At 43.4% G+C, this 12,696-nt stretch carries 20 protein-coding genes; 3 read left to right on the top strand and 17 right to left on the bottom strand.

The features are described 5' to 3' along the window. Positions 1-5: 5 nt before the first annotated feature. The 5 genes from H1230_RS09265 to H1230_RS09245 form a co-directional block, all read right to left on the bottom strand. Complete coding sequence (locus tag H1230_RS09265) at positions 6-551, bottom strand: site-specific integrase (RefSeq protein ID WP_239715194.1); 546 nt, start codon at positions 549-551, stop codon at positions 6-8. A 547-nt stretch (positions 552-1,098) separates the two neighbouring features. Next, positions 1,099-1,476, bottom strand: coding sequence for a hypothetical protein (locus H1230_RS09260; RefSeq protein ID WP_239715193.1), 378 nt, complete (start codon positions 1,474-1,476; stop codon positions 1,099-1,101). A gap of 96 nt (positions 1,477-1,572) precedes the next feature. Further along, a complete protein-coding gene (locus H1230_RS09255; RefSeq protein WP_239715192.1) occupies positions 1,573-1,782 on the bottom strand; it encodes a hypothetical protein in 210 nt (69 codons plus the stop codon). After that, complete coding sequence (locus tag H1230_RS09250; RefSeq protein WP_239715191.1) at positions 1,783-2,154, bottom strand: ASCH domain-containing protein; 372 nt, start codon at positions 2,152-2,154, stop codon at positions 1,783-1,785. A gap of 163 nt (positions 2,155-2,317) precedes the next feature. Then, complete coding sequence (locus H1230_RS09245; RefSeq protein WP_239715190.1) at positions 2,318-2,596, bottom strand: hypothetical protein; 279 nt, start codon at positions 2,594-2,596, stop codon at positions 2,318-2,320. A 135-nt stretch (positions 2,597-2,731) separates the two neighbouring features. Between H1230_RS09245 and H1230_RS09240 the strand changes: the two genes are divergently transcribed. Continuing rightward, positions 2,732-3,223 (top strand): GNAT family N-acetyltransferase, encoded by a 492-nt coding sequence (locus tag H1230_RS09240; RefSeq protein ID WP_239715189.1) that lies wholly within the window; start codon positions 2,732-2,734, stop codon positions 3,221-3,223. 216 nt (positions 3,224-3,439) lie between these two features. Here H1230_RS09240 and H1230_RS09235 read toward each other — a convergent pair whose 3' ends face one another. From H1230_RS09235 to H1230_RS09180, 12 genes are all read right to left on the bottom strand, one after another. Next, positions 3,440-4,375: a DUF3102 domain-containing protein gene (locus H1230_RS09235; RefSeq protein ID WP_239715188.1), complete on the bottom strand. Its 936-nt coding sequence runs from the start codon at positions 4,373-4,375 to the stop codon at positions 3,440-3,442. Next, complete coding sequence (locus H1230_RS09230; protein WP_239715187.1) at positions 4,372-5,937, bottom strand: PcfJ domain-containing protein; 1,566 nt, start codon at positions 5,935-5,937, stop codon at positions 4,372-4,374. Before H1230_RS09230 ends, H1230_RS09235 begins: the two co-directional genes overlap by 4 nt. Before the next feature lie 14 nt (positions 5,938-5,951). After that, positions 5,952-6,308, bottom strand: a complete 357-nt coding sequence (locus H1230_RS09225) for a Cas9 inhibitor AcrIIA9 family protein (RefSeq protein WP_239715186.1) — start codon at positions 6,306-6,308, stop codon at positions 5,952-5,954. Positions 6,309-6,333: 25 nt separating this feature from the next. Next, a complete protein-coding gene (dnaB, locus tag H1230_RS09220; RefSeq protein WP_239715185.1) occupies positions 6,334-7,692 on the bottom strand; it encodes a replicative DNA helicase in 1,359 nt (452 codons plus the stop codon). Further along, positions 7,655-8,005, bottom strand: a complete 351-nt coding sequence (locus H1230_RS09215; RefSeq protein WP_239715184.1) for a hypothetical protein — start codon at positions 8,003-8,005, stop codon at positions 7,655-7,657. Before H1230_RS09215 ends, dnaB begins: the two co-directional genes overlap by 38 nt. Continuing rightward, entirely contained in the window at positions 7,983-8,942 is a 960-nt protein-coding gene (locus H1230_RS09210; RefSeq protein WP_239715183.1) for a hypothetical protein, read from the bottom strand. Before H1230_RS09210 ends, H1230_RS09215 begins: the two co-directional genes overlap by 23 nt. A 4-nt stretch (positions 8,943-8,946) precedes the next feature. Further along, positions 8,947-9,195, bottom strand: coding sequence for a hypothetical protein (locus tag H1230_RS09205; protein ID WP_239715182.1), 249 nt, complete (start codon positions 9,193-9,195; stop codon positions 8,947-8,949). Positions 9,196-9,200: 5 nt separating this feature from the next. Beyond that, positions 9,201-9,503, bottom strand: coding sequence for a hypothetical protein (locus H1230_RS09200; protein WP_239715181.1), 303 nt, complete (start codon positions 9,501-9,503; stop codon positions 9,201-9,203). A gap of 112 nt (positions 9,504-9,615) precedes the next feature. Beyond that, on the bottom strand, positions 9,616-9,879 hold the full coding sequence (locus H1230_RS09195) for a hypothetical protein (protein WP_239715180.1): 264 nt from the start codon (positions 9,877-9,879) through the stop codon (positions 9,616-9,618). A 10-nt stretch (positions 9,880-9,889) separates the two neighbouring features. Next, positions 9,890-10,429 carry an XRE family transcriptional regulator gene (locus tag H1230_RS09190; RefSeq protein WP_239715179.1) on the bottom strand — a complete coding sequence of 180 codons (540 nt, stop codon included), beginning with the start codon at positions 10,427-10,429 and terminating at the stop codon, positions 9,890-9,892. Between the two features lie 112 nt (positions 10,430-10,541). Next, positions 10,542-10,841, bottom strand: a complete 300-nt coding sequence (locus H1230_RS09185) for a hypothetical protein (protein WP_239715178.1) — start codon at positions 10,839-10,841, stop codon at positions 10,542-10,544. 2 nt (positions 10,842-10,843) lie between these two features. Continuing rightward, complete coding sequence (locus tag H1230_RS09180; RefSeq protein WP_239715177.1) at positions 10,844-11,116, bottom strand: helix-turn-helix transcriptional regulator; 273 nt, start codon at positions 11,114-11,116, stop codon at positions 10,844-10,846. A gap of 154 nt (positions 11,117-11,270) precedes the next feature. Between H1230_RS09180 and H1230_RS09175 the strand changes: the two genes are divergently transcribed. Next, positions 11,271-11,693 (top strand): helix-turn-helix domain-containing protein, encoded by a 423-nt coding sequence (locus tag H1230_RS09175; protein ID WP_239715176.1) that lies wholly within the window; start codon positions 11,271-11,273, stop codon positions 11,691-11,693. 80 nt (positions 11,694-11,773) lie between these two features. Continuing rightward, entirely contained in the window at positions 11,774-12,664 is an 891-nt protein-coding gene (locus H1230_RS09170) for an ImmA/IrrE family metallo-endopeptidase (RefSeq protein ID WP_239715175.1), read from the top strand. The last annotated feature ends 32 nt before the right edge of the window (positions 12,665-12,696 follow it).

Below are 12,696 nucleotides of genomic sequence, written 5' to 3'. Positions count from 1 at the left end.
ATAACCTATAAGCCAAAGTAGTGCATAGCACGGTCCATCATGTCCTGATCCATGCCGATGTACCTCATCGTGATAGACTTGTCTGAATGGTTCAAGAGGTGTTGCACCAGGGTTATATCCTTAGTCTTTTGATACATATGATAGCCGAAGGTCTTCCGCATCGTATGTGTACCAACATCCACCAGACCGAATTCCTTGGCAGCCTCTTTCATGATCTTATAGGCCATGTCTCGCTTGATCGGCCTGTTCTTCCCGCCTTGTCTGGAAGGGAATAAGTAATCATCCTTGTTCATGTTGGCGGTGTATTTCTTAAGAGCCGTCCTCAATGTTGAAGTGATCGAAATGAATTTCCGTTTCCCTGTCTTCATCTCATGCATGACGATTTGCGGACCCATAACATCCCGGACACGAAGCTTTAGAATATCTTGGATGCGAAGGCCGGTGTTAATGCCTAGGACGAACATCATGTAATTACGTTCGCTTTGCTGCTTCAGGTAATCTTTGATTTCGTCAATAGTCTCCTGATCGCGAATGGGCTGAACAAAGTTCATTTGCTTTCACCGCCGTCCAGTTTCACACAATGGACCGGCTTAGAGCAGAACTGAGCTGCTGCTTCCCACTTTCCCCAAATGCAGCCTTTGCATTTAACCGGCTGTTCCGGTTCTGGTGGTTCCCTGAGCCTCCTTATCTTATTCATCGCTTTTCCCCCAATATAAAAAGCCGCCCTATAAAGGACGACTTTGAATGTTCACATTTTACATAATCCCGTATTTGCACGGTGACGGACGGTATTCCCGACAAACATCCCTTATGCTCATATCGCGCCCGGGTAGAGCGCCTTTGAGAGTGATAATGAACCCTCATTCCCCGCACCATACCGCCGCGAACACCTACTTGCTACTAGTGCTACAGCTCCACCTTTGCGCTCTGTACCGCAAATGGCTTCATCACTGATTCAGCATGGCCGAGTCCTGCTGCGATAAGGGGTAGCAGGGACACCCGGGAATGACTTCTTCCCTATGTCCCTACTTTAAATCTATTATACAGACGTAATGTTGACGTGAAACAGACGTGAAACAGACGTAATACAGACACGTTTTAGATTATGCCGAGAAGCTTGAGCGTACCGGCTACCGCTTCCGTCCCCTCCTCGATCTTCCGATCTAGTGAACGATCAGTGAAAGAACTCCACTTAGTAACTGCCGCCTTGCGTGGGTAACAGTTAATGAATCGGTACTGCATGATTAACCTTATCTCTGAATCTGGAATTGATTCTATGGCAAGCTCAACATTTTTAACTGTTGGACCCCACTTATTAATGATAGCTTCTTCTTCCGTTGTAAGCTGTTCACGCTCTTGAAGTCCCTTGACGATTTTCTTCATATCGGGATGTTTGCGAAGCAGCTTTTTGGTAGTTTGAATATCCGCCTTATTTGCGCGCGGAAACAATTCCCCTTGTTCCCAAACCATTGCCATCCCCTCATTCCCCTTTGTGCTATAATGGGTTTGAGGTATTTATTGTACATTGACCCCAGCGCCCGGCCAGGTTATAGGGGTCTTTGCCATGCGCTGTCATGCGTACTTTGATCCTCGCGGCATACTTCCATCCTCATTCAAAATCACATCACTGAGCACGATGGCAGACGACTGTTGAACATGAGTACCACTATACTCCCCGCTGTTTATACGATAACCCTTTTTTTCACGCAGAGCCCGGAATGACGCACCCGATACGATGGTGCCAAATGGAGAAACAACATTTTTTATGGTTTTAATTATCATTTAAAGATTCACTCCTTCCAAAATATCTTCCGGTAGATTGACCCATATAACAGCACCCTGTGGATGATTATAGGGTATTGGCTTCGGGAATATTTGAGGGTTCCCAACCACCCAAGCAAACAGTTCTTTATAATGATGCACTATACTCGATTCACTGGCGGGTATCCGATGCTTATCGCGATTGTCCTCAAAATCCTTTAAAGTGAGCTTAATACAGTCGGTAAGATCGACTGTGCCATATACGAGTCCGCTACCGCTTTTGATAATGCCTCGTGTACCGCGTTGGTGTGTAATCCTACTGCGAATCTCCCAAGGCTTGATTCCAGACAGGATCTGGTCAGCCCACTTTTGCTTTATGACCAATCCTTTCATGATTTCACCTCCTCTCCCTGAAGCTCAAATGGCTTAAATCTGAATCTACTAGGTGCAAAATCACAGGAAGTCCCCACGGCAATAAGATCATCAATTAGATTTGAACAACGTCTCCAATGAACGCAGTCGCCGCATGTTTGGCCTTCTGGCAAGCTCATATCGCTCATATTGCTTTTCTCTCCTTTGATTGTACAATTGTGACCCACGAAAACCCTTGACCGGGATCTTCACGAACATACGAAAACCCCTTTGGAATGTAGTTGCTCGGCCGAATACTCAGTGCCCCATATTCTGTTTCTATGGTTTCATGCTGAGCGATTTCTGACTGGTAGCAAACGTATAATTGAAGGGATTCAATTTTGCATCCATTAATTAAAAGTGGTTTAATAGCATCATTTATAATGCTGACTGCTTTTGGATGGATAGGTGATAATGTGCTCATGAGGGATTGCCCTCCTTCACAGATTCTTCGTACTGCGCAACAATCACTATAACTCTCGATGAAAAAGATTCATTATGCTAACGTGCAGGATAGTTGAAGAGGTGAATATCATTGAAATAAAGAATATATATAAGAATGAAGGGAGATGAAGTGTTGGTGGATGTTGAAGTTGTGCCATTAAATGACCTCCTTGTACCCAGAACAAGAGCCTTGATATCTGGCTATCTAAATTCTTCGTCTAATGGAGTAGACGAATCTTTCTCTTCGATAGAGCAATTAGAAAAATGCGAGCAAATTCTAAAACGATTTCTAAGCTATGACTTAACTCATTGTTATTTAGCCAAGTACCATCAAGATTATGTGGGCTTTATCGTCCTTTCTTGGAGTTTTTCAATCTCAAAAGGTTATCCTGTCTTACACATAGATGGATTATATTCATCGCCAGAGTATAGGAATAAGGGTATCGGTAGGAGATTGATGCAATATGCGATTGATTTAGCAAATGAGAAAAAAGCCTCTCGCTTACAGCTTGAAACAGATGATGATAATACTCCTGCTCGTGCTTTATATACGAACCTTGGATTTAACAAAATACCAGGAAAAGGAGTGTACATGTCCTTTCTATAATCGTTAATTAAGCTGACGGAAACGTTAGTTCAACAACACAACGGCAGTCTATGACTTTATTTTCTCGTTCAGAGCTGCCGTCGTTTAAAACTTTAGGGGCCGATGCTTTTTTTAGGACTTTTGCGAATATGGTTTCGTTCGCAAAGTGCTACTGTCTCCATCCTGCCCACTCTTTTTCTAAATTTGCTGACTCTCCTTTTGCTGCGCAATACCTGTCTACAGAGCATCATGCATTTTGGTTAATGTTGTAGAAACAGCGCCTTTATATCTCTCATGCAGTTCTGGATCAACGCCCTTGACAACATCTAGCGCGGATAAAAGATGTTTGAACGTGTCCGTCAATGTCTTAAAAGTTGCCTTGAAGACGGCTGCCTCTTCACCCGTACCTGTAGCAACCTTTTTACGAAGATCCTTAAGCTCCTTCAAAATGTCATCAGGTACTTTTTCAACAATGGCAGGAATATCAATCGGCTTAGCTTTCAGTTCTGTCTCCAACTGTTTAATCTTCACCTGTGATTCCATTAGTTCCGCTTTAGATTTATCAAGATCAGCCTGCAGCACTGCGGCTGTTTGGTCGTCAGCATCTGAGGAATCAGCATATGCAGTGTCCTGTACCTGCTTGATCTGCTCATTCAAACGCTGGACAATGGATTCATGGTCTTTCTGCTGCAACTCCAGTTTTTCACGGGTCTTCCGTTCCTTCTCAGCTGCCTTCTCAGCAACTTCCTTTTCCTTGATCGCCTGTGCTCGTTCCTTAACGGCTGCCTGCAGTTCACGAGTAGACATTTCCGCAGCACCCGTCTCTACGACGAATTGTTCACGTTCCTCTGTTGGTACACCAAGTAAGGCAACTGCTTGGGTATAGCTCAAATTCGCAAGCGCTTCGGAATTTGCATTGTCACCAAAGAGAGTGAGCTGATCTGCACCGTAATTTTCAAAAATTTTCATAAGGTTGGTGGCGGTTGACTGCGAGTAATCTACCGAATCTGCAAGCCAGTTTCCCCATTCACCGTGCTGGAGCATAGCTTTAGCCTCAGCTAGTCTCCGTCCGATCTCGATACTGCCGGAAAGGATCAGCTTGCGGGTTTGATCCTTTATACTGTTAATTTCGATGGCAATGACTTCTGCAGTACGCATTGATAATTGGCTCATACGGCTACCCCCTGCGGTTTACTTGATTTGGATTTTATTACTTTTGGCTTTTTATTCATCTTTTCAGTTTTAAATGCATTAATGAATTGTTCTACTTCTGGAGTAGGATCACAATTTTTCTTACCCCTAACCTGTATGATGTGTTCACCTTTAATCTCCATTGTGAAAAATGGCTTATTGGGTTCTTCTACATTTCGGATAAATAGGATATTGGTTGAACCAGTCGCATATCTGACCGCATATCCACCAACACAGTGGATTAAAATTTCTCCTTCTTTAATCAGTTCCTTGGCCGAACTTGCTGGACGAATAAAAATACCATTACTCTCGAAATTTAAATGTTTGAGTTTATCTGCTCTATGAGCAATGGATTCATCTAGCGCTACATTTTCTTTATACTTCACTTGGGCTATCGTATTAAGATGCGCCTGGTGAAGATTTGGAGGGAATAGAGTACCCTCTTGAGCAAGGTCAAATTCTAACTTTAAGCCATCAGCTATATAGTCTCTCCATGTCGTGAATAGGTCTCTTTCTGAAAAACTTCTGGTAGTTAGACCTTCTCTTATTTTTGGGAGTTGCTTATTTGCGTACGCAATTATACGCCGAAGATTTGTATATTTAAGAATCTGTTTTATATCTTCGAAACAATGTCCGTATTTAACCGCAAAATTTTGTAGTTCTAACAATGGTATATTTGAGCTCTCTTTTTTTGAGATTTGTTGAAGACGTAAGGTACACGGGTGTAACTCAACTTTTGAATCCCTGATTTCTCTGAGCTGCTGCTTATCTAATTTCAGTACTTGATCTGCCCTTGTCCCTTTCCAATTAATTGCTCCATAAGTAGGAGCACCATATATTTTAGCTGTTACAAAATAGCGCATTCCCATCTTTGTTAGATACTCGATGCAAGGATACCGGCTAAATAAATCGAAGAATTTAACCATATCCCTATCTTGGTATGACTCCCATGTGCTGTACTGAAACGGAGTACCTTGAACCGCCTCAGCAATACTCTCATAATTACATACCGCTAGAGACCAACTGGAATATTCACTAAATCGAGATTTGATAGAGCGTTCGAACCATTTACCGCTTGTCCAGTAACTAGGAGCTTCATACATTCTGCTCTTTCCTTGCTGAAACAGGTATAACGCCTCTTCTTCATAACGTGTCTCTACTTTAAGATAGTCTCCAGAGTAATTGCGGTTTACATATATACCTCTTGCGATAATTGATTGAGGATCAAGTTGGGACTTTTCATAATACACAAAATACGCTTTGTCATTGAGATACTTTCTGCCGCGACCACTTTCCTTGACTGTGCATTCCGAACCACAATTAGGACAATTTGATATGGAATTATGCTTAAGCATTTCTGAATAAAAATTTTGTTTGCAGTGTGTGCAATAGCACCCATACCTTCCCGATACACTACGTTTAGTGAAAATGTACCTACTGTGAAGAAGTAGCGTGTCAGTAACGTAATTTTGTATGTGCTGGCCAATATCTGAAGGAAAGTGTCCTTTAAATGCGCTAAACCGCTGATCTCTGTCATCTGTCATATTTTGATCCCCCATCACAGTAAGTCATCCAACGATATTTCGAATCGTCCCTGCGGCGTAGGCGTGGCAATAGGAGTTTCTATTGCAGGGACAAACTCTACAGGCTGCCCTTTGATACCGTAATACTTCAACACAATGGCATAACCTTCTGCATCGGTCAGCATTGCCATACCACCGGACTGCTTTTTCTTTGCCTCCGCTTGCATAGCCTCCAAGCTTTTCGCCACTGTCTTTCCTTCAGTCATGATATTTACAGCTGCTTCTGGATTAGCTTCCAGATGCTGTTGCAAGAATTTACCGATCAGTTGCACATAGGCGTTGCTTTTAGCTGCATCCATTTCAGTTTTTAACTTTGCGAGTGCTTGTTCCATGGTTATCAATCCTTTCATATTTCAGTTATGCAGGTTCGGCATGAGCCCGTTCGTAATTCACAAATTTATTGAAATTCTTAATGAACACCAGTTCAACAGTTCCAACAGGGCCATTGCGCTGTTTGGCTAGAATAATTTCGATAATATTTTTCTTCTCAGTTTCCGCATTGTAATAATCATCGCGGTACAGGAAGGCTACGATATCGGCGTCTTGCTCGATCGATCCAGACTCCCGAAGATCACTCATAATCGGACGCTTGTCCTGGCGCTGCTCCACGTTCCGGCTGAGCTGGGACAGAGCAATCACTGGCACATCCAATTCACGAGCTATCTGCTTCAGCACACGGGATATTTCGGAAACCTCTTGCTGCCGATTCTCCCCGCGTTTCCCGCTGCTGCCTTGAATGAGCTGTAGGTAATCAATGATGATCATCCCAAGACCTTGCTCTTTCTTCAGGCGGCGGCATTTGGCCCGGATATCATGAACAGTCACAATAGGATCATCCGCAATGAAAATATTTCTCTCTGCCAGAGCCGATATTCCAACAGTCAATTTACTCCAATCATCATCACTGGTAATATCGCCCATCCTGAGATCATTGGCATCAAGGTTGACCTCGGCACTCACCATGCGCTGCATGAGTTGCTGTTCTGACATTTCAAGGCTGAACACAGCTATTGACTCATCCGTTAATTTAGCAGCATTTTGAGCAATATTAAGGGCAAAGGCCGTTTTACCTACAGATGGACGAGCCGCGACTATAATCAGATCCTGCTTTTGAAACCCACCCGTAAGCTTGTCCAAATCCTTGAATCCAGTCTCTTTTCCGCTAATAGTTCCATTCAGTCGATTGCTAACCCGTTTATCAATCGTTTCGATATAAGCGATTCCGATTTCTCTTGTTGACTTGAAATCGCGCTTGGGCGCGGATTGATCAGATAGCGCGGCTGACTTGGTAAGAGCATAAGATACTACGGCGTTAGCATCCTCGCTTTCGTGCACCATATTAATTAGGTCGTAGGCATCATCCAAGGCTTGCCGCAAAGTGAATTTGTCGTTTATTATGCCGATAAAATATTCGATGTTCGCCGTTGTCGGTGATGATCGGGCAATTTGGGAAAGGTGATGAACACCGCCAACCTTATCCAAGCTTTTCCACTGAAGGAGTGCCCCCGTCAGAGAGCGGATATCAATTTGCTCACCTGCGTTGTGAAGCTCAACCATCGCTGAGAAGATCGTCCGGTTCATCGGATCAAAGAACACTTGTGGCGCTAAGGAAATCGCCTTGTCTATTGCATCACCAGTGGTATCAATCATGATTGCTCCAAGAATGGACCATTCTGCTTCAATGTCGTGCGGTGGCTCCTGATTTAAGTCGCGCATACAGTTCCTCCTTCCATCCCGTAGGCATCGGAGTTGCAGATGCTTGGGCCTTATCTCTTTCAGCAAAATATTCTTCTGTCTGATTCTTAAGCCAGCCTTGATCCCGCTGATCTCCCGCCCCACCCCTGATCTGTGCAATCTTCGGCGGCCATGGATTAGTCAGCATGTGTTGCCGGACATTCTCGCAGGCAACGTCAAAAGGAAAATCCTTCAGGTTTTCATACAGTCGGTCTACTTCAGGATCGCTGGTATCAACCTGGTTATACTCTTCAGCAATCTTTATCAACAGGTCAATGACTTGAGCTCTCTTCAAGTTGCTTTGCCTCCTTTGCTCGACGTCGTAGATCTTCAAGCTCTTGCTGGCGCTTAGTCATGCGCTTCGGCGGTTCAGGCTCTCTCTGGACGGTTTCTCTCGTCTTCTGGCTGATAACCTGCGAGTTTTTCCATGCTTCTTTGATTCCAGGTACGTAGTAAGCAAAACCATTAGGCTGCTTAAAGTCCTCTTTCTCACGGGTCTGCTTTGCCTGATACAGGCTTGCCATAGTTTGAATGGTAAAGGGTACCGGCATCCCCTCGGCGACCATCTTGCCCATGGCTTGGCGTTCCAGTGCAGTTACGTTAAAATCGATCTTGCTGTGAAGTTTGCAATAAGCGTTTAAAATGGCAATCATTCCGTCCGTTTCTGGATTTGGAGTGAATTCTTCCGAAAACTCATTTTCTAAAATAGTAGTAGTAGTAATAAGATCTTTAATATCTTTTGCATCGGACATATTTGTCTGATCACTCGGTGAAATCGGTTCATGATCGGACAAATATGTCTTATCACCGTTGTTATGATCAGACATATTTGTCGTTTCACTCTGCTTGTGATCGGACATTTTTGTCTGATCATCAGTCAGGGGTGAACAGACATTTTTGTCTGATCTCTTTAACAGGTTCTTTTTGGAATTCTTCACCTTTAAAATCAAGCCTCGGGGCGCTCTGGTGGTGCGGATGTATCCATGATCTTGTAGATCGCTTATCCATCTGCTGACTGTTTTATCGTTAACCCCAAACTTTTCACCGATTACGGATAGTTTCATAGGCATGCCTCCAAGGACAACCCCCCAAACGATTCCATCATCCTCGATTTCAGCGGTAGTGGAGCTAATACACCAGGCAAACAGCCATAATGCAGAGCCGATTTGTTGATAGTGCTGCGGCTCCAATAACCCCGAGTAGATCGTGAAGGGAAAGCTATCTCCGGGCATAATCTCACCTCTGCTGTCGTTGCTTATCTTTAAAATATGGTTTCAATGGCCTCTCGTCCTTCAGGTAAAATACTGGATGATCGAATCGAACAATTCTGAACCCTGGGTACCCCAAAGCAAAGTAATCTATTGCTTCCTGTTCAAATGCTTCCAGATCAGTACCCAATAGATCCATAATTCGAGGGCCAATCAGACTCTGCATTAAGGGTCTACCGTCATTGAATATGACTTCTGGCTGGTTTTGGTTGAACAAAACGCTCAACCCCCATACCGTAACCGGAGAGCCTTCAGTGCAATTTCTGTGTTGTTGCCGTCCAGACGGTCTGCCCCATACATATCAACCTTGTTCCGGCCATTAAATAGATGGAGAGCAAGGTGTAACATAAATATTTCTGAAGGACTCCAGCCAACCGATGCCTTTTTTAGCTTGTCCGTATGAACGGTACACTCTTCTAAATCTACGAATTCCGGTTTCAAATATTGCTTGAGCTTGCTATGATTCATAAAAATGTGAAGTAGCCCGCACCAATAACGATCTTGCAACAATTCTTCAGGTATCAAGGTCGTTTCCCCTTTCTAATTGGATTGTGATGCGTCAGCCGCATCTCGCAGTACCGGCCGGAGGAAGGTTATTCTAAGGACCGATGCTGCGAGCAGAGGCCGAGGCCCCTGCCTAATTCAATATTTTGTTGAATACTCCACATAACTCCGGTATAATTGCCGTAACAAAATTTGTTTTGCGATTTATCAAGTGACTGCCATGCCCGGCGGTCATTTTTATTTTTGCCTCCGCAATCTCCTGCTCTAGCTCAAACTCTCGAAATCGAAGCGCAGCGTCTACTTCTGGAGTCAACATCCCTTTTGCTCTTAATGCCCGATAAATCCGAACCGTTTTTGTAACTTCATCCCGCGCAGCACTTAGGTTGTAATCGCTCATGCGGTAACCCTCATTTCATATATTTTTTCAACTTCAACTCTGCTCGGTGATCGTTCCACATAGATATGTATGACAGATCATACTTGCGGCAGAGGACGGCAGCGTTATGTGTAAGTGCTGTGATAGCCTCAAGTTGTTCCATGATCCCATCTTTAATATTTTCTAAGTCGCCAGGTCCCAATTGATCCAGCCTCTTAGTGATTGGCAACTGCAGGAGCGCCTGCAAAGCTTCTTGAACCTCTTCAATTGTCTTGATGTGGGTCGAGCTTGGATGAAGGTCAGCACCGTCGAGATAAGGCACACACGCACCGCCCATCACCTCTTCACCAGCACCTATGATTAGCTGAATATCGTCGTAATGACGAACAGCGGCTTTCATGACCGTTTCGGATGCCTTGCGAGTACCTTTCAGAATCTTGCCGATCTGTGATCCATCCACGTGGGCAGCTCGTCCAGCCGTTGCCAGCGTTTCACCTCGCCGTACCATCACTTGCTGCAACGCTTCTGAAAATTGTCCAATTCCCATATCGATTCCCCCATATTTGTCCAAATTAACGGGATGCTATCGGACAGAGGCATGATGTATGATGTTGTTAAGCAATTCCCCTTGCCGGTTCCACTCCCCACCCGCCGCAGCCGGTACAGCACGGCGGGTTTTCTCATTAGTACCTTTCAGTTTTCAGCCAGTGATACAGATCTGACTTAAGGACTGTTACCGCCTCACCCTTCCGACGATTACGATTTAAATGTGGAAATGTCGGATGCTTGGTTAGTTCGTTCACTTTTGGAGCGCTAAATCCTAATAATTTAATGATATGAGAAGGTCTCAAAACTTCAGGATACTCACCGTTCAAGCGAAGTTCGGCAAGTTGACGTTCTAGAGTTTCGTTTTGCTCTGCTAGATCGGCTGCCAGACGAAGAGCTTCTGCAAATGTTGACGGTGTCTTTATTGCCTTTGCCATGGTTAGATCACCTCATTAGCAAAGGAATGTTTTACTCTAAGAGGAATTAGTTTTGTTTCGAATTTCAACACATCAGGATTAAAAAAAATATCACCTAAAGGACGCATTAACGCATCAGATATTTTCTTCATAGTGTCAGCACTAGGGTTATATGCCCCTGTCTCAATCTGTGACAGAGAGGTTCGCTCCATTCCAATGGAATCAGCCAAATCCTGTTGGGTTATCTTCAATTCCTTTCGAATTGTAGCAATATTGTTGCCTAATACTTTACTCATGTGTATCACCTCACCAACTGTTTTGTATTTCTAAACACATAGTAACTCTTGTTGTTTTGCTTGTCAACACATGTTTTGAAATTAAGAACAAGTTTCTCGTTTTTGTTGTGTTTCGTATTACAAAACGTTTAAAATCAAATTGGGTGATGTGGAGATGAAAAATACACTTGTTTTAGGAAAAAAAATCAAAGAACTCCGTTTAAAAAATGATTTGTCCTTACGAGATCTCGAAAAGAAATCAAAGGTCAGTTATTCATTCATCAGTTCTATCGAAAACAATAGATATCAAGCTTCAAGAGAAAAGATTATTGACATAGCAAACGCGCTACAAGGTGCTAATGTTAACGAACTGTTGCTCTTGGCTGGTTTCGCACCAGAGAGCGAAGTTACAAACGATGATACGGAAGAGAAATCTCTTACCTATGAAGAATTCATTAACAATCCCGAACACGGAATTTTCTTTAGAGACTACTTATCTGCACCCGAAGAACGTCGTGAGGAAATGCGTGAAATATTCAAGATATTGCAGGAGAAAGAGAAAGGGCGTAAGCCTGGAGATGTTCAAGGAGAAAATTGATCACATTATAAATATAGCCAGAAATGGCTTTTCTTTTTAACTAAAATAAGAACATACGATCCTATTTTGAGGTGAACAACATGTTAAATAACTATCAAACTCCCCCACTCGAACAAAAGATTAATGAATTGTACCAAAGTCACGGCATCACTGAACCATCACATTTATCTATCGAATTATTAGCAAAGAAATTCAATATTTGGGTCCACTATCATAACAAGCGAAGCAAAGGAATTGAAGTTTCTAGAGATGTGTACAGCATATTCCTTGATAGTCGCCTTCCTGTAGATACTCAACGCCTTGAATTCCTTCATGAACTCTGTCACATGCTCCGACATGCTGGAAATCAAATAATGATGCCTGAACAATTCACAAAAGCGCAAGAGACCGAAGCAGATCGTTTTGTTTTCTACGCTGCAGTTCCCTTCTTTATGATTAAAAAAGTGAGTCTTCCTTCAAATAAAGGCGAAGCAATTGGATACATAGCTCGTGAGTTTAAAGTGCCGTTTAATTTTGCTAAGAAAAGGTTTGAACAAATTGAGGATCGAATACGACAAGGCGAATTTTTGTCTGCCTTTGACCTCGTTGCTGTCTCTCGTGAGATTATTCTGGAATCCGCTGAAAATTATATTACCCAAATCAGTAGTGATCGCGCTGAGGTTCATATCAAAGCTTATTACAATTGGGATGGTGATTGTTCCCGCCCTGATACACTTGTCATCGAGCAACCTAATGGCTTTGATTGGGATAGTCCCTTAAATATTGAGGTGGATGGGAATTACGAAAGCTGTGACCTCCCCCCTTATTTGCCCAGGGAAAGCGCAACTGTCCTGTCAGGCGATCTCTCCGTCCCTTCGGACCGTAAAGGATATGTCACTATAAATCTGTCCAGAGTGTCGTGGCGGCATGGTACAGCGGTCAGTCGTCTGTATTTACCTATGGAGGCTATTGAAGATGCTATAAATTTTTGAATTATAGTAGCCTTGAGGGGAGTGATGTATTT

Origin of the sequence: Paenibacillus sp. 19GGS1-52, from assembly GCF_022369515.1 — a bacterium.
Taxonomy (GTDB): Bacteria; Bacillota; Bacilli; order Paenibacillales; family Paenibacillaceae; genus Paenibacillus_AQ.
Note: the sequence above shows the minus strand (reverse complement) of the source record. Positions and strands in the feature narration are given on the sequence as shown.

Coding starts and splice junctions, on each gene's coding strand:
- H1230_RS09185 (WP_239715178.1), bottom strand. CDS start 10,841: ATGGCAAAGGCAATAAAGACACCGTCAACATTTGCAGAAGCTCTTCGT.
- H1230_RS09230 (WP_239715187.1), bottom strand. CDS start 5,937: ATGACAGATGACAGAGATCAGCGGTTTAGCGCATTTAAAGGACACTTT.
- H1230_RS09240 (WP_239715189.1), top strand. CDS start 2,732: ATGAAGGGAGATGAAGTGTTGGTGGATGTTGAAGTTGTGCCATTAAAT.
- H1230_RS09195 (WP_239715180.1), bottom strand. CDS start 9,879: ATGAGCGATTACAACCTAAGTGCTGCGCGGGATGAAGTTACAAAAACG.
- H1230_RS09180 (WP_239715177.1), bottom strand. CDS start 11,116: ATGAGTAAAGTATTAGGCAACAATATTGCTACAATTCGAAAGGAATTG.
- H1230_RS09265 (WP_239715194.1), bottom strand. CDS start 551: ATGAACTTTGTTCAGCCCATTCGCGATCAGGAGACTATTGACGAAATC.
- H1230_RS09210 (WP_239715183.1), bottom strand. CDS start 8,942: ATGCCCGGAGATAGCTTTCCCTTCACGATCTACTCGGGGTTATTGGAG.
- H1230_RS09235 (WP_239715188.1), bottom strand. CDS start 4,375: ATGAGCCAATTATCAATGCGTACTGCAGAAGTCATTGCCATCGAAATT.
- dnaB (WP_239715185.1), bottom strand. CDS start 7,692: ATGCGCGACTTAAATCAGGAGCCACCGCACGACATTGAAGCAGAATGG.
- H1230_RS09255 (WP_239715192.1), bottom strand. CDS start 1,782: ATGATAATTAAAACCATAAAAAATGTTGTTTCTCCATTTGGCACCATC.
- H1230_RS09245 (WP_239715190.1), bottom strand. CDS start 2,596: ATGAGCACATTATCACCTATCCATCCAAAAGCAGTCAGCATTATAAAT.
- H1230_RS09175 (WP_239715176.1), top strand. CDS start 11,271: ATGAAAAATACACTTGTTTTAGGAAAAAAAATCAAAGAACTCCGTTTA.
- H1230_RS09225 (WP_239715186.1), bottom strand. CDS start 6,308: ATGGAACAAGCACTCGCAAAGTTAAAAACTGAAATGGATGCAGCTAAA.
- H1230_RS09170 (WP_239715175.1), top strand. CDS start 11,774: ATGTTAAATAACTATCAAACTCCCCCACTCGAACAAAAGATTAATGAA.
- H1230_RS09250 (WP_239715191.1), bottom strand. CDS start 2,154: ATGAAAGGATTGGTCATAAAGCAAAAGTGGGCTGACCAGATCCTGTCT.
- H1230_RS09260 (WP_239715193.1), bottom strand. CDS start 1,476: ATGGCAATGGTTTGGGAACAAGGGGAATTGTTTCCGCGCGCAAATAAG.